The following is a 26,163-nucleotide window of genomic DNA, read 5'->3' as shown; positions in this document are numbered from 1 at the left end:
ATAACTTCACATTAGAGGGGGGGCTTGCTTGCTTTTTGCTCCCCCGACAGGTTCAATCTGCACAAAAAAATGGGTGGATGCACATACATATGTCAACGAGCAAACAACTGCTTATCGTCGACGACGATCGGGAGATCCGCGAGCTGCTCAACGAGTACCTGACCCGGGCCGGTTTCGAGGTACTGACCGCGGCTGAAGGGAACGAGATGCGCCAACAACTGGCCCAGCACAGCCCGGACCTCATCATTCTGGACATCATGATGCCCGGCGACGACGGCTTTACCCTCTGCCAGCAGATCCGCCGCGACTCCCAGGTACCCATCATCATGCTGACCGCCGCCTCCGACGAGGCTGACCGGGTGATTGGGCTGGAACTTGGCGCCGACGACTACATCGCCAAGCCGTTCAGCCCGCGCGAACTGCAGGCCCGCATCAAGGCGCTGCTGCGCCGCGCCGAATTCCGCCAGCCGGAGAAAGAGAAGGAACCGAGCCGTCGGCTGCGCTTCGCCGAGTGGACCCTGGACACCCTGAGCCACCAGCTGACCCACGAAGATGGCAGCCTGCTGGATCTCTCCGGCAGTGATGCCCTGCTGCTCGGCATGTTCCTGCAGCAGCCCGGCGTGGTGCTGGACCGGGATACCATCTCGGACGCCACCCGCGGTCGCGAGAGCCTGCCCATGGAGCGCGGCATCGATGTGCAGATCAGCCGCCTGCGCCAGAAGCTGGGTGACAACGGCAAGAGCCCACGCATCATCAAGACCATTCGCGGCAGCGGCTACATGCTGATCGCCGAAGTCCACGAGATCCCGTAACAGACAGACGCTACGGCGAGACCTTGAACGGGCAGAAGAGAGACCCATCACGGGGCAACGGCAAGGCACAGAGGTAAGCACCCCATGCTGATCGACAAGAGACACACGCTGCCATGACGGGGCAGAAGTTCTGGCGGGCCCTGGTGCCCCGCTCCCTGCTGTCGCGGATGCTGCTGCTGCTGCTGCTCGCCATCCTGCTCTCCCAGACCATCCTCACCGGCATCTGGATGCAGCAGATCCAGAAGCGGGAGCTGGAGGGCATGCTCAGCACCACCCGCAACCTGGCGCTGTCGGCGGCTTCCACCGTCAACTTCTTCAAGTCCCTGCCCCTGCAATACCGCCACATCGCCCTGGATCAGCTGCGCAACATGGGGGGCAGCCGCTTCTTCGTCTCCCTGAACGAGGAAGAGATCCACATCAGCGCCATCCCCGACAGCGAGCGCAAGACGCTGGTGCTCAAAGAGGTGCAGGAGGTGCTCAGCCGCAAGCTCTCCGACGCCATGGCGATCAAGGTGGACTTCTCCCGCCCCGAGGAGCTGCACGTCTTCAACAACGACACCCTGCTGGCGGATCTCCCCTCCTCCTGGGCCCGCTACACCCTGTCCCTGGAGCCCATCAATCCGCCGGTGCTGGTGACCCAGATCGAGATAGAACCGGGGGAGTGGCTCTATCTGGCGGCCCTGCTGCCCGCCCCCTACATGACGCTGGATGACACCGTGATGCCAAGCAACCAGGTGCGTTTCATCGCCCTGATGACGGTCTTCCTCTGCTTCTTCACCTTCATGCTGGTGCGCTGGCAGACCCGCCCCCTTCGTCGCCTCGCCAAGGCAGCGGTCAACCTCGGCAAGGACATCGACCAGCCGTCCCTCAAGGAGGAGGGTGCCTCCGAAATCGTGGCGGCGACCCGCGCCTTCAACATCATGCAGCAGCGCATTCGCCGCTTCATCGACGATCGGGAGCGCCTCTTCAGCTCCATCTCCCACGACCTCAAGACCCCCATCACCCGGCTGCGACTGCGGGTCGAACTGCTGGACGACGAGGTGCAGATCGCCAAGTTCAACAAGGACCTGGACGAGCTGGAGCTGATGGTCAAAGGGGCGCTGCAGACGGTCAAAGAGACGGACATTCACGAGAACCTCGAGCAGATCGACGTCAACGCCCTGCTGGAGCAGATGGCGGAAGCCATGAACCTGCACGAGGATCTGCTCACCATCGAGGGCCACTGCAAGTGGCCCTATCGCGGCAAGCTGCTGGCCCTCAAGCGCTGCATCGGCAACCTGGTGGACAACGGCATCAAGTACGGCCAGAAGGTGCGCATCATCATCATGGATGACGAGGAGATGCTGATCCTCTTCATCATGGACGAGGGGCCCGGTCTGCCGGACGATCAGTTCGAGCGCATCTTCGAGCCCTACTACCGCCTCAGCACCGATGCCGCCGGCACCGGGCTGGGCCTTGGCATCGCCCGCAACATAGCCCACGCCCACGGCGGCGACCTGGTGCTGGAAAATCGCCCCCAGGGCGGCCTGCAGGCCACCCTCTCCCTACCAAGGCAGTAATGTATGAAGTGGTTGTCTTTTTCTGTCATCGCCCTGCTCTCCCTGCCCGTCTGCGCCTCCCAGGTGGAGGTATTGCACTGGTGGACCTCCGGCGGCGAGGCCAGGGCCGTGGAAGTGCTCAAATCCGAGTGGGCCGAACAGGGCAACCAGTGGAACGACTTCGCGGTACAGGGCGGGGGCGGCAAGAGCGCCATGACGGTGCTCAAGAGCCGGGCCCTGGCGGCAAACCCGCCGGAGGCAGCCCACCTCAAGGGGTTCGAGCTGCACGAGTGGGGCAGCCTGGGCTTTCTGCGCGACCTCACCCCCATGGCCGAGCACCTCGGCTGGTACCCTCAGCTGCCCCCCATGGTGCGCGATACCCTCAGCCAGAACGGCGCCCTGATGGCGGTCCCCACCGGCATCCACCGGGTCAACTGGCTGTGGCTCAACCGCAAGGTATTCGAGCGACAGGGGCTCAAGCCCCCCACCGACTGGGCCCAGTTCGTGGCGGTGGCGGACAAGCTCAAGGAGCAGGGCATCACCCCCCTCGCCATCGGTAACGAACCCTGGCAGATCGCGGTGCTGTTCGAAACGGTGGCACTCGGCGAAGGGGGCAAGACCTTCTATCGCAAGGCCTTCCTCGAACAGGACAGCGCCACCCTGACCGGCCCCGACATGGTGCGGGTGCTGACCCGCTTCCAGCAGTTGCGCGCTTATGTACCCGAGAAATACGCCGGCCTGAAGTGGCACCAGGCCACCAACCTGCTGGAGAGCGGCGGCGCCGCCATGCAGGTGATGGGGGACTGGGTGAAAGGGGAGCTGAGCGCCGGCAACTACCGCCCCGGCGAGGATATCGAGTGCCTGCCAAGCCCGGGCAGCCAGGGGCTGTTCAGCTACAACCTCGACTCCATCGCCATGTTCAAGCAGCGGGATCCCGCCCAGTTGCAGGCCCAGGGCGAGCTGGCCAGGCTGTTGATGACGCCGCGCTTTCAGGAGGAGTTCAACCGGGTGAAGGGCTCCATCCCGGCGCTCATCAAGCCGGACATGAGCAAGTTCGATCGCTGCGCCATCCGCTCCTATCAGGATTTCCTCCACGCCGAGCAACAGGACAACCTGCTGCCCAGCATGGCGGAGGGGATGGCGGTGCCCACCAACATGCGCCAGGGGATCATGGATGTGCTGAGCAGCTTCTTCAACGACGCCAGGGCCAACCCCGAGCAGACGGCGCAGCAGCTGGAACGCGCCATGCGCTCGACCCGTTCAGGCGCGGAGCAGAAATGACAAAGGCGGACATCGTCCGCCTTTGAGTGCCGAGAGCCAGGCTCTCAGGAGGGATCGTTCTCGTCCTCATCCTCGTCGTAGTAGTCACTGAGCTCGATCCAGAGCCCCAGCCCTATCATCACCATGGAGCCGAACCAGGTACCGGTATTACCGATCGGGCTGCCCAGCACTATCATGGCGAACGACAAGAACCCCATGCCTGCGTAGGCTTGCAATCTGCCGTAGGAGACCTGCATATTCACACCTCCTTGTTGAATATGGTTCAATTTTTATATTACTCATCGAGCGAAGCCTGGGTAGAGCCGGTTCACATTTTGGTAGCATATGCTGCAAAACCGCCCCGTGGTTTGATTGTTTTTTCGCCGTGAGTATCATTGCTGGCCGAATTGGTTGAAGGTTGATTATTGATGAGTGCTTTATTCTGCGGCGCAACGCACGAGTTGGACGCAATCGGGCTTCGTTGCCCCGAGCTCGTGACGATGGCGCGCAAGAAGGTGCGGCTGAAGGTTGATTATTCATGAGTACTGTATTCTGCAATGCGACCCACGAGCTGGACGCAATCGGGCTTCGTTGCCCCGAACCCGTAATGATGGTTCGCAAGAAAGTGCGGCTGATGGCTGACGGGGAGACCCTGCTGGTCAGCGCCGACGACCCCTCCACCACCCGCGACATCCCCAGCTTCTGCCGCTTCATGGACCACACCCTGGTCGCCAGCGAGACTGAGCAGGCCCCTTACCGCTACCTGATCCGCAAGGGTCAATAACCCCGTACCGGAGCAAACATGACAACCATTACCCGTATCGGGACCACCCAGCGCTGGTCTGATGTGGTCATCCACAACGGCACCCTCTACGTGGTGGAAGTGCCCGCCACCGAGACCGACGACATCCACCAGCAGACCCGTGAAGTGCTGGAAAGCCTGCAGCGCCTGCTGGAAGCCAACGGTTCCGGCGTCGACAGGATCCTGATGGCCAACATCTATCTCAAGGACATTGAAGACATCGCCGCCTTCAACGCGCTGTGGGATGCCTGGATCCCGGCCGGCACAGCCCCCGTTCGCGCCTGTGTACAGGCCCGTCTGGCCCACGAAGGCTACAGGGTAGAAGTGCAGCTGACTGCGGCTGTCTAAACAAAGCGGGATGCCTGGCTCCCCTGATGCAGACACAGCCCCCGTTCGCGCCTGCGTGCAGGCCCGTCTGGCCCACGAAGGCTACAAGGTGGAAGTGCAGCTGACTGCGGCTGTCTAAACAAAGCGGGATGCCTGGCTCCCCTGATGCAGACACCGCCCCCGTGCGCACCTGCGTGCAGGCCCGCCTCGCCCACGAAGGCTACAAGGTGGAAGTGCAGCTGACTGCGGCTGTCTAAACAAAGCGGGATGCCTGGCTCCCCTGATGCAGACACCGCCCCCGTGCGCACCTGCGTGCAGGCCCGCCTCGCCCACGAAGGCTACAAGGTGGAAGTGCAGCTGACTGCGGCTGTCTAAACAAAGCGGGATGCCTGGCTCCCCTGATGCAGACACCGCCCCCGTTCGCGCCTGTGTACAGGCTCGTCTGGCCCACGAAGGCTACAGGGTAGAAGTACAGCTCACTGCCGCTGTCTAAGAGGCGGTTATCCCCTCATCCCCGACCCTTCTCCCGCAAGAGGAGAAGGGGGCAAGGAGCAAAGGGCACGCACCGGCGCCAATAGAAAGGCCCCGCCATCACTGGCGGGGCCTTTTTCATGACTGCAACGCAGGCCGCTTAGGCGGTCGGGGTCAGGGTGATGGTTACCCGACGGTTCTGGGCCTTGCCTTCGGCGGTGCTGTTGCTGGCCACCGGCTGATCCGGACCCACACCGCTGATGGCAATGCGGCTGCCGGACACGCCCTGGCCGATCAGCTGGGCGGCGACGGCATCGGCGCGATCCCGGGAGAGCTTCATGTTCAGCTCGCGGGAGCCGGTGCTGTCGGTGTGGCCGACCACGTTCAGACGGGTCTTGTCGAACTCGGCAACCACCAGGGCCACGCCGGACAGGGTGTTGGCACCGGCGGCTTTCAGCTGGGCGCTGGAGCTGTCGAAGGTGACGTTGTTCGGCATGTTGAGGATCAGCTGATCACCGTTGCGGGTCACGCTGACGCCGGTGCCTTGCAGCTTCTCGCGCAGCTTGGCTTCTTGCACATCCATGTAGTAACCGATACCGCCACCCAGGGCCGCACCGGCGGCGACGCCAGTCAGGATGCCCTTTTTGCGGTCGCCCTTGCTGGAGGAGAGCGCCCCCACGGCTGCGCCGGTCGCCGCACCCGCCAACGCGCCCCAGGCGCCCTTGGAGGTCTGGGATTCACCGGTATAAGGGTTGGTGGTACAGCCAGTGATGGCGACGGTCAGGGCAAGTGCAGGAACCAGTTTCTTGAAATGCATGAAAAAACCTCTGAAAAAGAACGACTCTAGCCGATGGCCGCGCATTCTAACCCAGAGAGGCGCCAGAGTGTGACGCGCGCATTGCGAAGATGGGCAGGGGGGCAACATGCCCCCCTGCCCCTAGCGACTTACCCGGTGCAGGCCCCTCTTCGGACGGGCCCGCATCAATATTTGATATCCCGGGCCTTATCTCGCCCCTCCTGCTTGTTGTCACGATGCTCCTGGCGGCAGTCGGCATTGCCCACCACCCCCTCACGACACTCCTGTTTCGCGTCACGGGACTCCTGACGGGTATCCTGACGCACATCGCGGGCGTCACGGCGTTCCTGGGCCTGCTTGGTGGCCTGTGCAGGCAGGGCGGCCAGCAAGGCGGTGGCGGCAAGCAGCGCCAATACAGACTTCTTCATGATGGCTCCTTCGCCAGACAACCTGAACCGGTCCGGCGTCTTTCAATGATAGGGGAGGGGCAAGATCCCGGTAGCGCAAACTCGGCCCTCGGGGGCGTCGCTTGTGCAGCCTCGGACCTCCTTGCACAGGGCCGGCTTCCCCTCGTGTTTGCCCTGACGAGCGACGTCATCCCCAGGGTGCAGCCGATCAGGCCGGGGAAGAGAGGGCGAACGGCGCTCAGTGACACGGGACTCCCTCGTGATGGCGCTCCCGATGATGAACCCGTGTGACTGTATCCCGGCTGTACCAAGGGGCGAAAAGGCTCCCGGCCCGGCGCAACGGAACATGCTCCCGGGGTCTGGAGTGGTTGCCCCCCAGATGCGGGTTGTCTCATTAGAGCCCATGGCCCCAGAGTGGGTGACATTTATCACGGAGCCATGACCATGTCGTCCCTTTCCCGCCCCGCGCTGCTCATCATCGACATCCAGGTGGGCCTCCTTCACGGCCCGGAAGCCCCCCATGCCGGGGCCGAGACCCTGGCCAACATCAATCGCCTGAGCCAGGCGGCCCGCAGTGCCGCTCTCCCCGTGCTGGCGGTGCGCCACACGGGCCCGGCCGGCAGCCCCATCGCCGCTGGCAGTCCGTTCTGGCAGCTTGCGCCTGAGCTGGTCGTCGGCGAGGCCGATCGGGTGTTCGACAAGCAGCGCCCCAGCGCCTTCCATGGCACCGGTCTCGATGGCTGGCTGAAAGAGGACGGCGTGCAGACCCTGATCATCACCGGCATGAAGACCCAGTACTGCATCGACACCACCTGCCGGGCGGCGGCAGATCTCGGCTACACCGTAGTGCTGGTGAGCGATGCCCATACCTGCATGGACACGCCGCAACTGACCGCCCCCCAGATCATCGCCCATCACAATGCCACCCTGGCTGGCCCCTTCGTGCGGCTGATGAGCAGCGACGAGGTGTGCGAGGCGCTCGGCCGCCCCCTTGAGCCCTGCTGATTCTGAGCAAAAAAGAAGGGAGGCTTGAGCCTCCCTTCTTCGTTCATTCCCCTTCACGTCGCCGCTGCTTGCTGGCACTCGGCGTGGCAGGGGCAGGTCACCAGATGATCGTTCACCATGCCCATCGCCTGCATGAAGGCATAGCAGATGGTGCTGCCGACGAAGGTGAAGCCGCGCTTCTTGAGGGCCTTGGACATGGCATCCGACTCCGGCGAGGTCGCCGGAATGTCGCCGTTGCCCTGACGCTGGTTGACGATGGAGGCGCCGCCCACGAAGCCCCACAGATAATCGACGAAGTCGATGCCTTCCGCCTCCAGCGCCAGATAGGCGCGGGCATTTTTGATGATCGATTGAACCTTGAGCCGGTTGCGGATGATGCCGGTATCCTGCATCAGCCGCGCCACGTCCTGGTCGTCGAACTGCACGATGCGCACCGGATCAAAATCCGCATAGGCGCGATGGTAGCTTTCGGTGCGCTTGAGGATGGTGATCCACGACAGCCCCGCCTGTTGGCCATCGAGGCAGAGCTTGGCAAACAACTCGCGGGCGTCATACACCGGCCTGCCCCACTGCTTGTCATGGTATTCGATGTATTCCGGGTCTCTGGTCACCCAGGCGCAACGCAGTTCCATTTCCTCTCCCCTGTTTTTCATCGGCCATCGGCAGGCCGCTTGCGTCGGCGACATCATAGGGCAAGCGGCAACATAGCCCCACTAATCCCCTGTAATTTCGCCTATTATCCGACCATGCCAGACGGTATACTCCCTCGGTTCACATTCAGCAAATCTTGCTCTGATTTCATTTCGCGCGAAAAACACTATGCAAAAATTCGATGTCAAAACCTTTCAGGGCCTGATCCTGCAGTTGCAGGACTATTGGTCCCGCCAGGGCTGTACCATCATTCAGCCGCTGGATATGGAAGTGGGTGCCGGTACCTCCCACCCCATGACCTGCCTGCGCGCCCTGGGCCCGGAGCCCATCGCCTGCGCCTACGTACAACCGTCCCGCCGTCCGACTGACGGCCGCTACGGTGAGAACCCGAACCGCCTGCAGCACTACTACCAGTTCCAGGTGATCATCAAGCCTTCCCCCGACAACATTCAGGAACTCTATCTGGGCTCCCTGAAAGAACTGGGAATGGATCCCGAGATCCACGACATCCGCTTCGTGGAAGACAACTGGGAAAACCCGACGCTGGGCGCCTGGGGTCTGGGTTGGGAAGTGTGGCTGAACGGCATGGAAGTGACCCAGTTCACCTACTTCCAGCAAGTTGGCGGCCTCGAGTGCAAGCCGGTGACCGGCGAGATCACCTACGGTCTCGAGCGTCTGGCCATGTACATCCAGGGCGTCGACAGCGTCTACGATCTGGTCTGGTCTGACGGCCCCCTGGGCAAGACCACCTACGGCGACGTGTTCCACCAGAACGAAGTGGAGCAATCCACCTACAACTTCGAACACGCCGACGTGGAGTTCCTGTTCCACTGCTTCGAGCAGTACGAGAAGGAAGCCCAGAATCTGCTGGCACTGGAAAAACCGCTGCCGCTGCCTGCCTACGAGCGCATCCTCAAAGCCGCTCACTCCTTCAACCTGCTGGATGCCCGCAAGGCCATCTCGGTCACCGAGCGTCAGCGCTACATCCTGCGCATTCGCACCCTGACCAAGGCCGTGGCCGAGGCATACTACGCCTCCCGCGAAGCGCTGGGTTTCCCCATGTGTCAGCGCACAGAGAACAAGCAAGGTTAAGGAACGGACATGGCACAACATACATTTCTGGTAGAGATCGGTACTGCTGAGCTGCCGCCCAAAGCCCTGCGCTCCCTGGCCGAAGCCTTTGCCGACAACTTCAAAGCCGAACTGACCAAGGCCGATCTGGCCTTCGGCAACGTCGAGTGGTTTGCTTCACCGCGCCGTCTGGCGCTGAAGGTAAGCGAGCTGGCTGGCGAACAGCCTAGCAAGAGCGTCGAGAAGCGCGGCCCGGCCGTCTCCCAGGCGTTCGATGCCGAAGGCAAGCCGACCAAGGCTGCCGAAGGCTGGGCCCGTGGCAACGGCATCACCGTTGAGCAGGCCGAGCGTCTGGTCACCGACAAGGGCGAGTGGCTGGTTCACACCGCCAAGGTCGAAGGCCGTCCGGCCGTCGATCTGCTGGGCGAACTGGTTGCCTCCGCACTGGCCAAGCTGCCGATCCCGAAGATGATGCGCTGGGGCGACAAGACCATCCAGTTCGTGCGTCCGGTCTTCACCGTGACCCTGCTGCTGGATGGGGATCTGGTCCCCGCCCACATTCTGGGTATCGACTCTGCCCGCACCCTTCGCGGTCACCGCTTTATGGGCGAGAGCGAGTTCACCATCGACAACGCCAGCCAGTACCCGCAGATCCTGCAGGAGCGCGGCATGGTGATTGCCGACTTCATGGCGCGCAAGGCCAAGATCAAGGCTGACGTCGAAGCGGCCGCTGCCGCCTTCGGTGGCGTAGCCGATCTGGACGACGCCCTGCTGGAAGAAGTGACCGCACTGGTCGAGTGGCCTGTGGTGCTGACCGCCAACTTCGAAGAGAAGTTCCTGGCCGTTCCGGCTGAAGCGCTGGTACACACCATGAAGGGTGACCAGAAGTACTTCCCGGTCTACGACAAGAACGGCAAGCTGCTGCCGAAGTTCATCTTCGTCACCAACATCGAGTCCAAAGACCCGAGCCAGATCATCAGCGGCAACGAGAAGGTAGTTCGCCCCCGTCTCTCAGACGCCGAGTTCTTCTTCAAGACCGACCTCAAGCAGACCCTGGCCTCCCGCCTGCCGCGCCTTGAAACCGTGCTGTTCCAGCAACAGCTGGGCACCGTCAAGGCCAAGGTCGAGCGCATCGAGACCGTCGCCGGCTTTATCGCCGAGCGCATCGGCGCTGATGTCACTCAGGCCAAGCGTGCCGGTCTGCTCTCCAAGTGTGATCTGATGACCAACATGGTCGGCGAGTTCACCGACACCCAGGGTGTCATGGGGATGCACTACGCCCGTCACGATGGCGAAGACGAAGCGGTGGCCGTGGCCCTCAACGAGCAGTACATGCCGCGTTTTGCCGGCGATGCCCTGCCGTCCGGTCTGGTGGCCTGCGCCGTCGCGCTGGCCGACAAGTTCGACACCCTGGCCGGTATCTTCGGCATCGGCATGCTGCCGAAAGGTGACAAGGACCCGTTCGCCCTGCGTCGCGCCGCCATCGGTGCCCTGCGCATCATGACCGAGAAGCAGCTGGATCTGGATCTGGTTGAACTGGTTGAAGAAGCGGTACGCGTCTACGGCGACAAGCTGACCAACAAAACCGTCGTCACCGATGTGGTCGACTTTATGCTGGGCCGCTTCCGCGCCGCCTATCAGGACGAAGGCATCGGTGCCGACGTGGTGCTGGCCGTACTGGCCCGCCGCCCGACCCGTCCGCTCGACTTTGATCGTCGCGTCAAGGCCGTCAGCCACTTCCGCACGCTGGATGCCGCCCTGGCACTGGCTGCCGCCAACAAGCGTGTGAGCAACATTCTGGCCAAGGTCGAGGTTCCACTGCCCACTACCGTCAAACCGGAACTGCTGGTCGATGCCGCCGAGAAGGCGCTGGCCACCCAGGTTGCCGAACTGCAAGCCGAACTGGCCCCGCTGTTCGCCGCCGGTGACTATCAGGCCGCCCTCACCCGTCTGGCCGCCCTGCGCGAGCCGGTCGACACCTTCTTCAACGAAGTGATGGTGATGGCCGATGACGAAGCCCTCAAGGCCAACCGTCTGGCGCTGCTGAACAACCTGCGCAACCTGTTCCTGCAAGTCGCGGATATCTCCCTGCTGCAGTGAGCTTGGTTGGGTGAGTGATATAAAAAACGGCGCCGTAAGGCGCCGTTTTTATATAAAAACACAAGGATTAGTTATGAAAAAGAGAGGCGTGATATTTTGCCCACACTTTGAAATAAATGATGATGGAGCCTATATACCTAGTGTTCAAATAAGACCTCATCAATTAAGATTTTTCTGCCTTTACTGGGATCACATTGTGCAGCCAGTCTCAGCCCAACTACCGCAATGGAAAAGAAGTCAGGATGAAATAGTTCTAGGGAAGGTGCGAACAAGTCCCTGATATGAGATCATGTTTGTCATCTGGAGCCATGAAAAAGGGTTCATCATGAGTCATCAGCTCACCTTCGCCGACAGTGAATTCAGCAGTAAGCGCCGTCAGACCAGAAAAGAGATTTTCTTGTCCCGCATGGAGCAGATTCTGCCATGGCAAAACATGGTGGAAGTCATCGAGCCGTTTTATCCCAAGGCTGGTAATGGCCGGCGACCTTATCCGCTGGAAACCATGCTACGCATTCACTGCATGCAGCATTGGTACAACCTGAGCGATGGCGCGATGGAAGATGCTCTGTACGAAATCGCCTCCATGCGTCTGTTTGCCCGGTTATCCCTGGATAGCGCCTTGCCGGACCGCACCACCATCATGAATTTCCGCCACCTGCTGGAGCAGCATCAACTGGCCCGCCAATTGTTCAAGACCATCAATCGCTGGCTGGCCGAAGCAGGCGTCATGATGACTCAAGGCACCTTGGTCGATGCCACCATCATTGAGGCACCCAGCTCGACCAAGAACAAAGAGCAGCAACGCGATCCGCAGATGCATCAGACCAAGAAAGGCAATCAGTGGCACTTTGGCATGAAGGCCCACATTGGTGTCGATGCCAAGAGTGGCCTGACCCACAGCCTAGTCACCACCGCGGCCAACGAGCATGACCTCAATCAGCTGGGTAATCTGCTGCATGGAGAGGAGCAATTTGTCTCAGCCGATGCCGGCTACCAAGGGGCGCCACAGCGCGAGGAGCTGGCCGAGGTGGATGTGGACTGGCTGATCGCCGAGCGCCCCGGCAAGGTAAGAACCTTGAAACAGCATCCACGCAAGAACAAAACGGCCATCAACATCGAATACATGAAAGCCAGCATCCGGGCCAAGGTGGAGCACCCGTTTCGCATCATCAAGCGACAGTTCGGCTTCGTGAAAGCCAGATACAAGGGGTTGCTGAAAAACGATAACCAACTGGCGATGTTATTCACGCTGGCCAACCTGTTTCGGGCGGACCAAATGATACGTCAGTGGGAGAGATCTCACTAAAAACTGGGAATAACGCCTTAAATGGCGAAGAAACGGTCTAAATAGGCTGATTCAAGGCATTTACGGGAGAAAAGATCGGCTCAAACTGAAAAAATGAAATGACTGAGTCAGCCGAGAAGAATTTCCCCGCTTATTCGCACCTTCCTTAGCCGTCAGGCGTAATCGGACGTTCGCGTAAATAGACTCTCCCGCCATAACGGCCAGCCGCATTTCTCCCTCCGGCTGACAGCTCCTGTTGCACGGCAACAACCACAATCAAAACCTCTCGTTCGTCCGATTACGCTGCGCTAATCGAACCTACAGGGGGGTAATGAGCTGTTATCATTTGAGACAGTGCCCAGCGCCGCCACGCCCAAGAGGAAAGTCATGGATATACCTGCCGCCCCGTCCTCCACCCTCTGCCAGCAGTGTCATGAGCAGGTGGATCTCGGCTTCGATTTCACCATGGCCTTCCAGCCCATCGTCGATTGCAGCCAGCGCACCCTCTTCGGCTATGAGGCCCTGGTGCGGGGGCTCAACAACGAGTCGGCGCAGAGCGTGATTGACCGGGTCAACGACGACAACCGCTACCGCTTCGATCAGCTGTGCCGGATCAAGGCCATCGCGCTGGCGGCACGGCTCGGGATGAAGGGGATGCTGAGCATCAATTTTCTGCCCAATGCGGTCTATCGCCCGGAGCGCTGCATCCGCACCACGTTGCAGGCGGCCCGCGAGCATCTCTTTCCCATCGAGCAGATCATGTTCGAGTTCACCGAGGTGGAACAGGTGCAGGACAACCGCCATATTCGCGGCATCGTCGATCACTATCAGGCCCTGGGCTTCAAGAGGGCGATCGACGACTTTGGCGCCGGTTACTCGGGCCTGAGTCTGCTGGCCGATTTTCGCCCCGACATCATCAAACTCGACATGCACCTGCTGCGCGGCATCGACCAGGACCCGATCCGTCAGGCCATCGTTCGCCACTGTCTGGCGCTGTTTACGGAGTTGCAGATCACCCCGCTGGCAGAGGGGATCGAAACCCGCGAAGAGATGGCCTGCCTGCGGGAGATGGGCGTCAGCCTGATGCAGGGCTATCTGTTTGCCCGCCCCGGCTTCGAAACCCTGCCCGAGGTGGATTTCGCCAGCCTGTGAGCGGCGCTGGCCATCTCCCTTGGTTGGCGTTCATTCGGGCAAGGCGGGACGGGAGGCGGCCTGGAGGATATCCACGGGCGGACGGCAGAAAGCGCTGGACCGGGCAACCCCCTGGGCTAGGATAGGACTGTCACCCTTTGCAACCACCGCTCTGACAGGGACACCATGGCGCAGGTTTCAGGATACCGCTTCTTCGCTCTTTCACTGCTCTTGCTGCTGGCCTTCCAGGTATGGGGGGCGCAAGGCAGGGGCAACATCACACTGGTAAGCTCCCTGGAAACCAGGGAGTCCCCCTATGGTCGCTGGCTCGATCTCATCTATCGGGATGCGTTCGCCCGCCTGGGCTATGCATTCCAGTACCAGGGCTACCCCGGGGGACGGGCCCCCCTGCTGGCAGAGCAGGGACAGGTCGATGGCGAGATCCACCGCGCCGCCAGCTACCAGCAGCAGACCCGCACCCTCCAGCGCGTGCCCGAGCCCCATTTCGCCGTCTCCTATCAGGCCTATGCCCACCAGCCCGGGATCCAGCTGCAGGGGTGGCACAGCCTGCAGGGCACCGGTTATCGGGTCGAGTTTCGCCGTGGCGCCAAGCTGCCGGAGATGATGCTGGGCAAGGTGGTGGCACCGGACCGGCTCTTTGCCATCGCCACCGCCGAGCAGGGGATGGGCAAGCTGCTCAAGGGGCGCAGTGACCTCTATGTGGAGCAGACCCTGATTGCCAGCCAGGCCCTGGCCGCCCTGACGCGCCAGGACCCGGGCTATGCCGGCATCTACTCCGCCGGGGTGATGGAGCTGGCCGATTCTTACGTCTACCTGCACGAACGGCATCAGGATCTGCTGGCCCCCCTTGCCAGCGTGATCCGGCAAATGAAGCAGGACGGCACGGTGGCGCGCTATGAGCAGCAGGCCATGGCGGCTGAGGGCACCAGCCAACCTTAACGTCCTCTTTTTCCGCACGCCTTCCCGCGCCCTGACCATGCAGGAGACCCGGGGCGATCAATTCTGTCGCAGAGTCATGGCCGCAGCGGGCACCCTGTTCGTCAACACCACGTTGACAAAAACGCCCCCTGTATCAGGGAACTCACCATATAAAACCCCAGCGACCTTGTGTTCATCTGGCTTGCGGCCAAAAGGCACCATGTCCGTCTGTACATACCCCAAATCTTGCAACATCCCCCACTCCGACCGCCCCATCATTTCGATGGAGTCGCGTCATCGTTCAGGCATATCTTCCCCTTGAGGCCCGTGCCAGGGCCCGATCACAGGAGCAATACATAATGAAAAAAGCAGTAACGGCCGCCTTGCTGGCCATGATGATGGCGGCCTCGGTTCAGGCGGCAGACAAGGTGACCACGGTGCCGGTGCACTTCGCCAAAGGCGCGCACAGCGCCAAGGTTGATGGCACCTTCTCCGGTTATGACACCATCAACTACACCCTGGGCGCCAAAGAAGGCCAGACCATGACGGTCGCCATCACCGGCAGTACCAATGCCAACTTCAACGTCTTCGCGCCGGGCGCCATCCCGGGTCAGGCCGAGGCACTGGGCGGCGGCAACGTGGACACAAAATGGCAAGGCACCCTGCCCAAGTCGGGCAAGTACCTGATCCAGGTCTACCAGATGCGCGCCACCGCCCGTAAAGGCGCCAAGGTCCCCCACTCCCTGTCGGTCGGCATTCAGTAACCGACGCCAATATTGCCTGTGTGACAAGCAAGAAGGAGCCCATGAGGCTCCTTCTTTGTCATTGTGTGCTGGCACTGCGACCCGGGTAACGGCTCAGCCCTTGTAGGCGGGCAGCAGGTCCACCATGTTGAGCAGGTGGAAGGCGGCGGTCAGCACGCCGAACAGGATCACCAGGACGATCATGAAGAGGCCGCCGGGGGCGCGGAAGCCCTCGCCACCTTCTTCGCGCCGGGCCGCCCGCACCTTCCAGGCCAGCAGGGGCGGGATGATGCAGGTCCACAGGGTCGCCACGGCGCCCGCATAGCCGATGGCCACCAGGAAGCCGAACGGGAACAGCAAGGAGAGCACCAGGGGCGGCAGGAAGGTCACCGCCCAGGACTTGGCGCGGCCACCCCGGCTGTTGTCGAACTTGAACAGATCCGCCAGGTAGTCGAACACCCCGAGCCCCACCCCGATGAAGGAGGAGAGGATGGCCGCCATGGAGAAGGCGTTGAGGGCGCTGGCCACCGCCTTGGACTCGATCACCGAACCGAGAGCCTTGAGCAGGGCATCCACGTTGCCCCCCTCCGCGATCACCGGGCCGAACTCGCTGCGGGGCAGGTTGCCAAAGACGCTCACCAGCCAGATGAGGTAAAACGCGAGCGCGATCAGGGTGCCCCCCAGAATGGCGCGGCTGGCACGGCGCTCTTCACCGTAGTAGGCGCGCATGGAGGAGACCGAATGGTGGTAGCCGAACGAGGTGAGCGCCACCGGCAGCATCACCAGGGCATAGGGGGCGTAGCTCACTTCGCTGCCCACCCGGTCGAGCAGCAGATCGAGGCGCACGTTCATCGACAGGCCCGAGATGCCGAAGGCAAAGCTCAGCCCCATCAGGATCACCAGCAACACCGAGATGCGGTCCACCGCCCGGGTGGAGTGCCACACCAGCAGGGAGAAGGCCAGGGTAAAGAGCACGGACGCCCACTGGCTGCCCATCCCCGTCATGCCGTCGATGATGAGACCGGCCGAGGTGATGTAGGCATAGAGCAGGATGCCGCCGACGAAATAAACGCTGAGATTGTTGAGGGCGTTGACCTTCTCCCCCAGCAGATCCCGGGTCACGGTATCGAAGGAGACGCGCAGGGGATAGCCCCGATAGGACTCCAGCAGCATCCAGCCGGAGACCGTCATCACCACCATGGTCAGTGCTACCGCGAGCATGGACCAGAGGGTCCAGGCGCCCGCCCCCGCACTCGGCAGCCCCAGCATGCCGGCCCCCACACAGACGCCGGCAATGATGCATGCCCCGCCCACCAACGATGGTTTCTGTTCCATTACTCCCCCAAACGGATTGTCGACTGGTCACGGCACACCGCCGTGCTTCTCCTGCGTTCGCCACTGCTGGCGCCGGGGGACTTTACCCTGCATGCCTTCGGGTATCAAATCCGGAGGGGAAATGGGGGGAAACGGGCCGGATCCTGCGCCCCATCCGTGGAATATGTTCGGGATGGGGCCAGGTTCAGCACACCAGGGTTAGCCGGTGTAGACGGGCAGCAGACCCGCCATGGCCATCAGGTGGAAGATGGCGGTAAGCACCCCGAAGACGATGACGGCCACCACCATGGGCTGGCCGCCGGGGGCCTTGAACCCAGCCTCGTCCGGGGCCAGCTCCCGGGACTTTTTCGCCAGCAGGGCCGGGATGATGCAGGCCCAGACGGTCGCCGCGGCCCCGGCATAGCCGATGGCCACCACGAAGCCGAACGGGAACATCAGGGAGAGCGCCAGGGGGGGCAGGAAGGTCACCGCCCAGGATTTGGCCCGCCCCCGGCGGCTGTTGTCGAACCGGAACAGATCCGCCAGATAGTCGAACACCCCGAGCCCCACCCCGATGAAGGAGGAGAGGATGGCCGCCATGGAGAAGAGGTTGATGGCCTGGGAGACCTGCCTGGACTCGATCACCGAGGCCAGCGCCCCCAGCAGCACATCCACGTCACCCCCCTTGGCGATGACGGGGCCGAAGGCGGGACGAGGCAGGTTGCCGAAGATGCTGAGCAGCCACAGCAGATAGAGCGCCAGGGCGATCAGGGTCCCCCCCAGGATCGCCTGCCTGGCTTTCTGCTCCTCGCCGTAATAGGCGCGCATCGATGCCACCGAGTGGTGGTAGCCAAACGAGGTGAGCGCCACCGGCAACATGGCCAGGGCATAGGGGGCGCGGCCCAGCTCTTCGGCAAAGGAGTTGAACAGCTTGGCGGTGTCGACCTTGCTGGCAAGCCCGGAGACCCCGAACACGAAGCTCAGCACCATGAAGACGATCAGGACGACCGAAATCCTGTCCACCGCCCGGGTCGAATGCCAGACAAACCAAGAGAACACCAGCACGAACAGCACCGAGGCCAGCTGGCTATTGATGTCCAGCAGGCCGCCCAGGATGAGACCCGACGAGGTGATATAGGCATAGAGCAAAATGCCGCCCACGAAATAGACGGTGAGGTTGTTGAAGAGATTGATCCTGTGACCGAGCAGATCCTTGGTCACCGAGTTGAAGGAGGCAGTCAATGCGTAGGGTTTCAGGGCTTCCAGCAGCATCCAGCCTGAAACCGTCATGATGACCATGGTGAGAATGATGGCGAGGGTTGACCAGCTGGTCCAGGCCCCGGCTCCCGCGCTCGGCAGCCCCAGCATGCCGGCACCGACACAGACGCTGGCAATGATGCAGGCCCCTCCGATGACGGACGGTGTTGATGTCATGTGTGTCACTCCAAATCTTTCACAGAGCAGTGAAAAAAAAGGGCACAGAAAAATCTGTGCCCCTGACTCGTTATGCTTCTATCAATTTTTTCTGCGTCTTGCCGGCTGACGGGTCGTTATGCTCGACCTCTTTCAGTCTGGCGGTGAAGTGGCGCAGCACGGCCGGCTCGTAAATGAAGTCGAGCCCCTTCACCCGGTGGGCGTTCTTCTTCACCTCGCCGAAGGCCTCGATGACAAAGTCCATGTGGGTCTGGGTATAGGTGGCACGGGGAATGGTCAGGCGCAGCAGCTCCGCCGGGCAGGGGTGCTGCTTGCCGGTGGCGGGGTCGCGCCCCAGCAGCAGGGAACCTATCTCCACCGCGCGAATGCCGGCGACCTTGTAGAGCTCGCAGGCCAGGGCGTGGGCCGGGAACTGATCCGCCGGGATGTGGGGCAGCAGCTTGCCCGCATCCACGAAGGCCGCATGGCCCCCCGCCTGCTGGCACACCACGCCGATGGCCTCCAGCCCGTCCACCAGGTACTGCACCTGGCCGATGCGATAGGCCAGCCAGTCCTGGCGCATGCCGTCCCGCAGGCCCACCGCCAGGCGCTCCATGGCGCCCCCTTCCAGGCCGCCATAGGTCGGGAAGCCCTCCTGCACCACGCACAGGGTGCGGCACTCGGTGTAGACGTCCAGCATGCTGTCATCCTTGAAGCACAGCAGCCCCCCCATCTGCACCATGGCATCCTTCTTCGCCGACATGGCGAGGCCGTCGGCGTACTTGTAGGACTCCCTGGTGATCTCCTCGATGGTCCAGTTCGCGTAGCCGGGCTCCCGCTGCTGGATGAAGTAGGCATTCTCGGCGAAGCGGGCGGAGTCCATGATGACCGGGATGTCGTACTTTCTGGCGATCTCGTACACCGCCTTCAGGTTGGCAATGGAGACCGGCTGGCCACCGGCGGAGTTGCAGGTGATGGTGCTGACGATGTAGGGCACGTTGGCGGGGCCCGCCTCCAGGATGGCCTCTTCCAGCTTCACCAGATCGAAGTTGCCCTTGAAGTCGGCGGTGACCGAGGTATCGAACGCCTCCCTGGTGTAGACGTTCTTCGCCACGCAGCAGTTGATCTGGGTGTGGCCCTGGGTGGTGTCGAAGAAGTAGTTGGAGAGGGCCACCATCTTCTTGCGATCCAGCCCCTTCTCCTGCTCCCGCTTCTTGATGAGCACGGGGATGTAAATCTGCTCGGCGCCGCGCCCCTGGTGAGTGGGGATGGTCAGGGAGTAGCCGAAGATCTCCTGCACCGCCTGTTGCAGGGCATAGTAGCTGCGGCTGCCGCTGTAGGCCTCGTCACCGCGCAGCATGGCGGCCTGCATGTCCTGGGTGATGGCGCCGGTGCCGCTGTCGGTCAGCAGGTCGATGAAGACGTCTTCGCTGTCCAGCAGGAAGGGGTTCATGCCCGCCCGGACAATGGCCTCTTCCCGATAGGCACGGGTGGTGCGCTTGACCGGCTCGATGACACGAATACGGAAGGGTTCGGGCAGATGCTTGAAGTTTTCCATAATATAAACACCCCAGATTTAAATATTCAGAATGAGTCTCTTCCCCCGCCGAAAATAGAATGTCCGGCAGGTGGGAAATATTGGGAAATAGGTGCACGACATCGCCTCGCCAGAATAAACAGGCGAAGACAGGTGCAGCTATTTCAGTTCAGGAATAGAGGCGGGCTTGTGGCATGGCAGGCATGCCGCGCCGCCGCGGGGAATTACAGCGGGAAGAAGAACGCGATCTTATGGTCCAGGGTAAACCACTTGGGATAGCTGACCTTGATATTCATGTTGTTGCTCATCCAATTGATATTAACAACGCCAAATAACAGCACCCATTATGGTGGGGAGCGCTATATGATCAATTGCAATATGAGCAAAGTGGGATGGCGCTAACAATTTGGCGGGGGATTTTTATACAGCTTATTATCGCCAATCCGAAAGATCCCCCCATCATCCACCTTTTGCCCTTTCCCCCCTCAGTGGCTCAGCCAGGGCAGCCGCTGCAACAACTCGTAGCGGTCAGGGATCGGTGTCTGGCTGACCCAGAGATCCAGCAAGCCGTAAGCGAGCAGCGGCAACACCAGCAGCAACAGACAGAGCAGCCCCAGCAGTTGGCGGGGGGCGAGTCGCTGCCCTTGCGTGCCAAGATGCAGGGCATCGGCCCGCTTGGGGCAGGCGGCCACGCAGCTCTGGCAACTGGTGCACTCGAGGCTCTGCACCGCGATGAGCTGGTGCACCTGGATGCGCGAGGGGCAAACCCGGCTGCACTTGTCGCAGTCGTGGCCCGCACTTCGCAGGCAGCGGTCCGGGTCGCGGCGAATGCGCAATGGGGTCAGCAGGCCGAGCAGGGCGAACCAGGCGCCATAGGGGCAGAGGTAGCGGCAGAACCCTTGCCGGAAGGTGGCGGTGAGCAGCAGCACCCAGCCAAGGCACAGGCCCGAGATCAGGGTCAGGTTGAAGAAGAAGGCCCCCATCTTCATGTCCGCCGCCTGATGGTAGGGGCTGGCAAGGTAGCCGGGCAGGGCGGCGGCGGGTACCGCCAGCAAGATGATGAAGAGCAGAAAGGCGAGCACCAGAAACTTCTGGCCGCGCAACACGGCATCGAGCCAGCGCGGCGGGGTCCACTCCCCCGGCAACAGGCGCGAGCGCAGGCCGTGCAGCCACTCCCCCACCAGCCCGAGCGGGCAGAACCAGGCACAAAACGCCCGACCCAGCAGCAGGGCCGACAGGGAGAGCACCAGCACGGTGACGGTGGCCGCCGGGTGATGGGGGTCCGTCAGCCCCTGCCCGAGCCAGGCCCGCAGCCCGAGACCACCTGCGATGGGCAGGAAACCGTCCACCACGTCAGGGCGCACCAGCCAGGGGCTCATCCCCTGCCCCAACTGTCCGATATGAACAACATATTGAACCGCCACCAACCCCCAACATAGCAGCAATAGCTGCCTGGTAGCCGTTCTGAGACGTTGACTGTCTATATGAGCCAGCATGAGCAGGGGGTGATAGCGCAGCCAGATCGCCAGGGTCGTGGCCACCAGCCCCAGTGCGAGCCAGAGTACCGAATCCGCCACCAGCAGCCAGAGCGCGGCGGCCAACAGCAGAGAGAGCGTCCAGCCCCAACCGCTGCGGCCCTGCCACAACAACAGGACCAGATAGACCAGACCCGAGGTCATGGTCAGGGCTTCCAACAGGCTCATGTTTCCCTCACTGTGCTCATCCGAATCGAGGGGGCAGGATAACCAACATCTGAGTTGATGATTTTGATCTGCATGGGCAGAGGGGGCATTTGCCCGCTCCGCCCCCTCAGCCTTAAACCCCGTTATTTGCGGCTGTGGAACAGCGGCTGGTCGGATTCGGCCTGCTCGGCCCAGAAGTGGATGTTGAAGCGGGCATCCTCCGACAGCTCAACCCTGTGCCAGTACTGGGACGGGCTGGTGGCAAACTCCCCGGCCCGGATCACCAGGCTCACCTCGGGCTCCTCGGCATGTTCGTCGGCAAAGCCGTGATAGGTGACGGTTCCCTCCATCACGCAGAGCTGGCCGAACACCCCGGCCGCGGTGTTGTGGTGGGTGAGCAGGGCCTGGGGCACGTTCTGGCGGGTGAAAAAGGGGGTGGAACGGCGTACCACCCAGTGAGACGGGATCAGTTGCATGGCCATATCGGTTCTCCTCGAGTGGCCGGGTCAGCCCGGCCTTCGGCTATTAATGGTTCAACGGGGCAGCTGACGCAGCAGCGGGAAGGCGGCGCTCATCTGGTCGCCCCCCACCACGAAGCCGCACAGATTGCCATCTTCGCCGTGCGCCTCGGCCACCATGCCGTGGCTGTTCCAGCGGCACTGCCAGGCGAGATCTTCACCCCGGGTACGACCCGCCAGTTGCAGCGGGTAGCGCGGCGTCTTCACCTTCACCAGCATGGGGGGCAGGGCCAGCGGGGTCGGTGTGCCGAGCAGGGTGCGCGCCAGCGCATTGGCCCCCAGCACTATGGGTTGCAGGAAGGGGAGCAGCTGACCTTGCCACTGCACGCAATCCCCCAGGGCGAAGATGTGGGGATCGCTGGTCTGCAGCCGATCATCGACCAGGATGCCGCGCTCCACTGCCAGCCCGGCCCCACGGGCCAGGGCCAGATTCGGCCGCAGGCCGATCGCGGCGATCACCAGATCCTGCTCGCTGATGCGCCCATCGGTCAGGGTGACGCGCCAGCCATCCCCCGGCTGGGCATCTATCCTGGCGAGACCCGTCCCGAACTGCAGGCTGACCCCCTGGCTGCGCAGGGCCTGTTGCAGCGGCTCGGTCAGGGCGGCGGGCAGCAGGGCGCTTAAGGGGCTGTCGGCCAGATCCACCAGCATCACCTCTTTTCCTGCGCTCGCCATGTCCATCGCCAGCTCGCAGCCGATGAGCCCCGCCCCCAGCACCAGGATGCGGCGGGCCTGGCGCAGTTGCGCCTCGATGGCGGCGTACTCCTGCTGGCTGTTGAGGGTGACCAGGTGTTCGCTGCCCGGCAGATCGGGGCGCACCGCGCTCGCCCCGGTGGCCAGCACCAGCTTGCCGTAGGGGAATTCCCCCTGCTCGGTCAGCACCAACCGCCGGGCAGGGTCGATGCCATGCACCGGGCAGTGGGGCAGCAGCGCGAGGCGCTGCTGCTCGGCAAAATCGCTGCCGCTCTGACGGGTCATGGCTGCGGCAGGGCAGCCCCGACTCACCACGTGGCTCAAGTCGGGCTTGTTGTACTCATCGCCGCTGTCGGCGGTGATGAGGCGGATGGGCTGCTCGGCGTTAAGCTTGCGCAGGCTCTTGACCAGTTGCTGGGCAGCGAAGCCGCTGCCGATCACCACTATCTCCCGGCTGATGCCGGCGTCACTCTGCGTTGCTGCGCTCATACACAGGCCTCCACGGCGCAGGGTTCAAATACCTCCTTGCCGATGCCGCAGCCGGGGCAGAGGAAACTGTCCGGCACCTGGGCCCAGGGGGTGCCCGGCGCCACCAGCTGATCCGGCTCGCCCTGGGCCGGGTCATAGACCCACTGGCAGACCGTGCAGAGCATGGCCTGGTCGTCATCCCATTCGGCGGCGGCCGCTGCGGCTTGCGGCTCAACAGCAGGCATCGCGGGGACGGGCGTCACGGTTGTCTGGGTTGTGGTGATCGGGCGGGGTGCGTCCAGCGGGTGCAACGCCCACTGACGGGCGAGCTGGCGACCATGCTCGCGGCATTCGGCCAGCGCCGAGCCATCCGGCCGCCACTTGGCCTTGAGAGAGATGCTGATGTCAAAGCCTGCGTCCATCAATCGGGTCTGGATCCGGTCCACCGCGCCACCGGTCCAGCCGTAACTGCCGAAGGCCGAGGCGCGCTTGTTGCGAAAACGCAGGCCGGTGATCTCTTCGAGCATGCCCGCCACCTTGGGCATCATGACGTTGTTCATGGTGGAGGAGCCCACCAGTATCCCCTTGGAGCGGAACACCTGGGTCAGGATCTCGTTCTTGTCGTGGCGGGCCACGTTGTAGATCTTCACCGCCACGCCGGGGTCCACCTCGTGGATGCCCTGGGCGATGGCGTCGGCCATCATGCGGGTGTTGTTGGACATGGAGTCGTAGAAGAGGGTGATGCGGTCTTCCTGATAGTGGTCGGCCCACTCCAGGTATTTCAGGATGATCTGGGTGGGGTCCTCGCGCCAGACGATGCCGTGGGAGGTGGCCACCATGCTCACCGGCAGGTTGAAGCCGAGCACTTCCTTGATCTTGGCGGTCACCAGGGGGCTGAAGGGGGTGAGGATGTTGGCGTAGTAGCGCTGGCACTGCTCCATCAGCTCGCTCTGATCCACCTCGTCGTTGAACAGGTGCTCGTCGCAGTAGTGCTGGCCGAAGGCGTCGTTGGAGAAGAGCACCGCATCCTCGGTCATGTAGGTCATCATGCTGTCGGGCCAGTGCAGCATGGGGGTCTCGATGAATACCAGCTGCTTGCCGTTGCCGATGTCCAGGCTGTCACCTGTCTTGACCGGGTGGAAGTTCCACTCCGGGTGGTGATGATGGCCGGTGATGGAATCGATGGCGTTGTGGGTGCAGTAGATGGGGGTGCCGGGAATGCGGGCCATCAGCTCGGTCAGGGCGCCGGCGTGATCCTCCTCGGCGTGGTTGATCACCACGTAGTCGATGGCGGCGAGATCGATCTCGGCCGCCAGGTTCTGCACGAACTCCCGGCTGAACTTGTGATCGACGGTGTCGATCAGCACGTTTTTCCCTTCGCGGATGAGGTAGCTGTTGTAGCTGGTGCCCTTGTGGGTCTTGTACTCGGTGCCGTGGAAGTCGCGTACCTCCCAGTCCCGTTGGCCGACCCAGTGGATGTTTTTCTTGACGTGAATGCTCATCAGGCAGTTCCTCGAATGCAATAGTGGATGTTCAACTGAACCAGCTATTGCAGCGGACGTGCCAACTTGTAACCAATTGTTTTTAATGGCTTCTCATATCACTCGTTGTCATTAAGACACCACACCGTTATAGTCAAAATCACAAACATACTGTCATTTGGACAATTATCGTGATCTCGACCGACAGCCTGGCGCGCATCGCCCTCGACCTGCAACTCGGCATCTCTCATCAGGACCGCTTCCACCGCCTGATCCAGAGCGTGCGCAGCCTGCTGAAATCGGATGCCTCGGCCCTGCTGCGCTACGAGGGGGGCCAGTTCATCCCGCTCGCCATCGACGGCCTGATGCAGGACGTGCTGGGGCGCCGCTTCGCCCTCAAGGATCACCCGCGCCTCGAGGCCATCGCCCGCGCCGGGGATGTGGTGCGCTTCCCTGCCGACAGCGCCCTGCCCGACCCCTATGACGGCCTGCTGCCGGATCACGACGACTTCAAGGTGCACGCCTGTGTCGGCCTGCCGCTCTTCTCGGAGCAGGCGCTGATCGGCGCCCTGACCATAGACGGCATGAACCCGACCCAGTTCGACGGCATCAGCGACGAGGAACTGCGTCTGGTGGGGGCCCTGGCCGCCGCCGCCCTCGACAACGCCCTGCTGCTGGAGCGGCTCGCCCGCCAAAGCAGCGAGCCCCTGGCCGGCACCCGGCCCGGCCCCGAGCAGCCGGAGATGATAGGGCACTCCCCCGCCATGGCCCGGTTGCGCCACGAGATAGACGTGGTGGCAAGCTCCGAGCTGAACGTGCTGATTTTGGGGGAGACCGGGGTCGGCAAGGAGCTGATCGCCAAGGCGGTGCATGGCGGCTCGCCCCGCGCCCATGCCCCCCTGGTCTACCTCAACTGCGCCGCCCTGCCCGAATCCGTGGCCGAGAGCGAGCTGTTCGGCCACGTGAAGGGGGCCTTCACCGGCGCCATCCACAATCGGGCGGGCAAGTTCGAGCTCGCGGACAAGGGCACCCTGTTTCTCGACGAGATAGGGGAGCTCTCCCTGGCGCTGCAGGCCAAGCTGCTGCGGGTGCTGCAATACGGCGATCTGCAGCGGATCGGTGACGACACCCCGCTCAAGGTGAATGTGCGCATCCTGGCGGCCACTAACCGGGATCTGAAACAGGCGGTGGTCGAGGGGCAGTTTCGGGCCGACCTCTACCACCGGCTGAGCGTGTTCCCGATCCACGCCCCTGCACTGCGGGAGCGCCCAGGCGACATTCCCCTGCTGGCCGGTTACTTTTGCGAGCGCTGCCGGCTCGGCCTGGGGCTGGAGCAGCTGCGTATCCAGTCACAGGTGCTGCAACTGCTCGAGCGCCACGACTGGCCCGGCAACGTGCGGGAGCTGGAGCACGCCATCCACCGCGCCGCCGTGCTGGCGCGGGCCGAACAGGGCAGCCCCTCGCCGACCCTGGAACCCCACCACTTCAACCTGGGGCCGACGGGCTCATCCCTGCCCGCCGACACCGTCAGCCAGCCCGCCTCCCCGGCCATTGCCGGCCTGGGCCTTCGCGCCGCCACCGATCTGTTCCAGCGCCAGCTCATCGAGCAGACCCTGACCGCCCATGACGGCAACTGGGCCGCCACCGCCCGGACGCTGGATCTGGACGGCGGCAACCTGCACCGCCTCGCCAGACGGCTCGGCCTCAAGGCCTGACGCC

General features: G+C 62.7%; 27 protein-coding genes and 2 pseudogenes. 17 read left to right on the top strand and 12 right to left on the bottom strand.

Annotated elements, in window-relative coordinates; translation table 11 throughout:
• Positions 1-89 precede the first annotated feature (89 nt).
• From C2U37_RS08035 to C2U37_RS08025, 3 genes are all read left to right on the top strand, one after another.
• Entirely contained in the window at positions 90-812 is a 723-nt protein-coding gene (locus C2U37_RS08035; RefSeq protein WP_010672413.1) for a response regulator, read from the top strand.
• Between the two features lie 113 nt (positions 813-925).
• On the top strand, positions 926-2,371 hold the full coding sequence (locus C2U37_RS08030; protein WP_010672412.1) for an ATP-binding protein: 1,446 nt from the start codon (positions 926-928) through the stop codon (positions 2,369-2,371).
• Positions 2,372-2,374: 3 nt separating this feature from the next.
• Positions 2,375-3,631, top strand: coding sequence for an ABC transporter substrate-binding protein (locus tag C2U37_RS08025; RefSeq protein ID WP_039041362.1), 1,257 nt, complete (start codon positions 2,375-2,377; stop codon positions 3,629-3,631).
• 44 nt (positions 3,632-3,675) lie between these two features.
• Here the strand turns inward: C2U37_RS08025 and C2U37_RS08020 are convergent, their stop codons facing one another.
• Entirely contained in the window at positions 3,676-3,867 is a 192-nt protein-coding gene (locus tag C2U37_RS08020) for a hypothetical protein (RefSeq protein ID WP_010672410.1), read from the bottom strand.
• 281 nt (positions 3,868-4,148) lie between these two features.
• Here C2U37_RS08020 and tusA point away from each other — a divergent pair, with 281 nt between their 5' ends.
• The 6 genes and pseudogenes from tusA to C2U37_RS07990 all read left to right on the top strand — a co-directional run.
• The gene (gene tusA / locus C2U37_RS08015; protein ID WP_010672408.1) at positions 4,149-4,394 is read left to right on the top strand and encodes a sulfurtransferase TusA; all 246 of its coding nucleotides are present in this window, start codon (positions 4,149-4,151) and stop codon (positions 4,392-4,394) included.
• 18 nt (positions 4,395-4,412) lie between these two features.
• Positions 4,413-4,760: a RidA family protein gene (locus C2U37_RS08010; RefSeq protein WP_104452090.1), complete on the top strand. Its 348-nt coding sequence runs from the start codon at positions 4,413-4,415 to the stop codon at positions 4,758-4,760.
• Between the two features lie 28 nt (positions 4,761-4,788).
• A pseudogene (locus C2U37_RS08005) lies at positions 4,789-4,878 on the top strand (endoribonuclease L-PSP); the annotation flags it as partial.
• 10 nt (positions 4,879-4,888) lie between these two features.
• Entirely contained in the window at positions 4,889-4,996 is a 108-nt protein-coding gene (locus tag C2U37_RS08000; protein ID WP_053288898.1) for an endoribonuclease L-PSP, read from the top strand.
• A gap of 10 nt (positions 4,997-5,006) precedes the next feature.
• Positions 5,007-5,114: an endoribonuclease L-PSP gene (locus tag C2U37_RS07995; RefSeq protein WP_053288898.1), complete on the top strand. Its 108-nt coding sequence runs from the start codon at positions 5,007-5,009 to the stop codon at positions 5,112-5,114.
• Between the two features lie 28 nt (positions 5,115-5,142).
• A pseudogene (locus tag C2U37_RS07990) lies at positions 5,143-5,232 on the top strand (endoribonuclease L-PSP); the annotation flags it as partial.
• A 138-nt stretch (positions 5,233-5,370) separates the two neighbouring features.
• On the opposite strand, the gene C2U37_RS07985 reads toward C2U37_RS07990, so the two are convergent.
• Both C2U37_RS07985 and C2U37_RS07980 read right to left on the bottom strand, forming a co-directional pair.
• Positions 5,371-6,027 carry an OmpA family lipoprotein gene (locus C2U37_RS07985; RefSeq protein ID WP_010672405.1) on the bottom strand — a complete coding sequence of 219 codons (657 nt, stop codon included), beginning with the start codon at positions 6,025-6,027 and terminating at the stop codon, positions 5,371-5,373.
• A 164-nt stretch (positions 6,028-6,191) separates the two neighbouring features.
• Positions 6,192-6,434: a hypothetical protein gene (locus C2U37_RS07980; protein WP_039041018.1), complete on the bottom strand. Its 243-nt coding sequence runs from the start codon at positions 6,432-6,434 to the stop codon at positions 6,192-6,194.
• A 423-nt stretch (positions 6,435-6,857) separates the two neighbouring features.
• Here C2U37_RS07980 and C2U37_RS07975 point away from each other — a divergent pair, with 423 nt between their 5' ends.
• Complete coding sequence (locus C2U37_RS07975; RefSeq protein ID WP_104452089.1) at positions 6,858-7,418, top strand: cysteine hydrolase family protein; 561 nt, start codon at positions 6,858-6,860, stop codon at positions 7,416-7,418.
• A 53-nt stretch (positions 7,419-7,471) separates the two neighbouring features.
• Here the strand turns inward: C2U37_RS07975 and C2U37_RS07970 are convergent, their stop codons facing one another.
• Positions 7,472-8,050 (bottom strand): DNA-3-methyladenine glycosylase I, encoded by a 579-nt coding sequence (locus C2U37_RS07970; protein ID WP_104452088.1) that lies wholly within the window; start codon positions 8,048-8,050, stop codon positions 7,472-7,474.
• Between the two features lie 187 nt (positions 8,051-8,237).
• On the opposite strand from C2U37_RS07970, the gene glyQ reads away from it, so the two are divergent.
• From glyQ to C2U37_RS07935, 6 genes are all read left to right on the top strand, one after another.
• Positions 8,238-9,161: a glycine--tRNA ligase subunit alpha gene (glyQ, locus tag C2U37_RS07965; RefSeq protein WP_041212022.1), complete on the top strand. Its 924-nt coding sequence runs from the start codon at positions 8,238-8,240 to the stop codon at positions 9,159-9,161.
• A gap of 9 nt (positions 9,162-9,170) precedes the next feature.
• The gene (gene glyS, locus C2U37_RS07960; protein WP_104452087.1) at positions 9,171-11,240 is read left to right on the top strand and encodes a glycine--tRNA ligase subunit beta; all 2,070 of its coding nucleotides are present in this window, start codon (positions 9,171-9,173) and stop codon (positions 11,238-11,240) included.
• A gap of 325 nt (positions 11,241-11,565) precedes the next feature.
• Positions 11,566-12,546, top strand: a complete 981-nt coding sequence (locus C2U37_RS07955; protein ID WP_026141915.1) for an IS5-like element IS5 family transposase — start codon at positions 11,566-11,568, stop codon at positions 12,544-12,546.
• Positions 12,547-12,912: 366 nt separating this feature from the next.
• Complete coding sequence (locus tag C2U37_RS07950) at positions 12,913-13,677, top strand: EAL domain-containing protein (protein ID WP_104452086.1); 765 nt, start codon at positions 12,913-12,915, stop codon at positions 13,675-13,677.
• A 165-nt stretch (positions 13,678-13,842) separates the two neighbouring features.
• A complete protein-coding gene (locus C2U37_RS07945; RefSeq protein ID WP_041212025.1) occupies positions 13,843-14,616 on the top strand; it encodes a hypothetical protein in 774 nt (257 codons plus the stop codon).
• A gap of 338 nt (positions 14,617-14,954) precedes the next feature.
• Positions 14,955-15,359, top strand: a complete 405-nt coding sequence (locus tag C2U37_RS07935) for a hypothetical protein (protein ID WP_010672394.1) — start codon at positions 14,955-14,957, stop codon at positions 15,357-15,359.
• Between the two features lie 93 nt (positions 15,360-15,452).
• Here C2U37_RS07935 and C2U37_RS07930 read toward each other — a convergent pair whose 3' ends face one another.
• The 8 genes from C2U37_RS07930 to norV all read right to left on the bottom strand — a co-directional run bounded on the left by C2U37_RS07930 (position 15,453) and on the right by norV (position 24,465).
• Complete coding sequence (locus C2U37_RS07930) at positions 15,453-16,673, bottom strand: aromatic amino acid transporter (protein WP_041214146.1); 1,221 nt, start codon at positions 16,671-16,673, stop codon at positions 15,453-15,455.
• A gap of 198 nt (positions 16,674-16,871) precedes the next feature.
• Complete coding sequence (locus C2U37_RS07925; RefSeq protein ID WP_104452084.1) at positions 16,872-18,086, bottom strand: aromatic amino acid transporter; 1,215 nt, start codon at positions 18,084-18,086, stop codon at positions 16,872-16,874.
• 70 nt (positions 18,087-18,156) lie between these two features.
• Entirely contained in the window at positions 18,157-19,623 is a 1,467-nt protein-coding gene (tnaA, locus tag C2U37_RS07920; protein ID WP_010672391.1) for a tryptophanase, read from the bottom strand.
• A 203-nt stretch (positions 19,624-19,826) separates the two neighbouring features.
• Positions 19,827-19,898 carry a tryptophanase leader peptide gene (gene tnaC / locus C2U37_RS25350; protein WP_223302601.1) on the bottom strand — a complete coding sequence of 24 codons (72 nt, stop codon included), beginning with the start codon at positions 19,896-19,898 and terminating at the stop codon, positions 19,827-19,829.
• Between the two features lie 189 nt (positions 19,899-20,087).
• The gene (locus C2U37_RS07910; protein ID WP_104452083.1) at positions 20,088-21,305 is read right to left on the bottom strand and encodes a 4Fe-4S binding protein; all 1,218 of its coding nucleotides are present in this window, start codon (positions 21,303-21,305) and stop codon (positions 20,088-20,090) included.
• A 122-nt stretch (positions 21,306-21,427) separates the two neighbouring features.
• Positions 21,428-21,766: a DUF1971 domain-containing protein gene (locus tag C2U37_RS07905; protein WP_104452082.1), complete on the bottom strand. Its 339-nt coding sequence runs from the start codon at positions 21,764-21,766 to the stop codon at positions 21,428-21,430.
• A 51-nt stretch (positions 21,767-21,817) separates the two neighbouring features.
• Positions 21,818-22,984, bottom strand: a complete 1,167-nt coding sequence (gene norW / locus C2U37_RS07900) for an NADH:flavorubredoxin reductase NorW (protein ID WP_104452081.1) — start codon at positions 22,982-22,984, stop codon at positions 21,818-21,820.
• Positions 22,981-24,465: an anaerobic nitric oxide reductase flavorubredoxin gene (gene norV / locus C2U37_RS07895; RefSeq protein ID WP_104452080.1), complete on the bottom strand. Its 1,485-nt coding sequence runs from the start codon at positions 24,463-24,465 to the stop codon at positions 22,981-22,983. Before norV ends, norW begins: the two co-directional genes overlap by 4 nt.
• Before the next feature lie 170 nt (positions 24,466-24,635).
• Here norV and norR point away from each other — a divergent pair, with 170 nt between their 5' ends.
• Positions 24,636-26,159, top strand: coding sequence for a nitric oxide reductase transcriptional regulator NorR (norR, locus tag C2U37_RS07890; RefSeq protein ID WP_104452079.1), 1,524 nt, complete (start codon positions 24,636-24,638; stop codon positions 26,157-26,159).
• Positions 26,160-26,163 lie beyond the last annotated feature (4 nt).

Origin of the sequence: Aeromonas sp. ASNIH1, assembly GCF_002934285.1 — a bacterium.
Classification (GTDB): domain Bacteria; phylum Pseudomonadota; class Gammaproteobacteria; order Enterobacterales; family Aeromonadaceae; genus Aeromonas; species Aeromonas caviae.
Note: the sequence above shows the minus strand (reverse complement) of the source record. Positions and strands in the feature narration are given on the sequence as shown.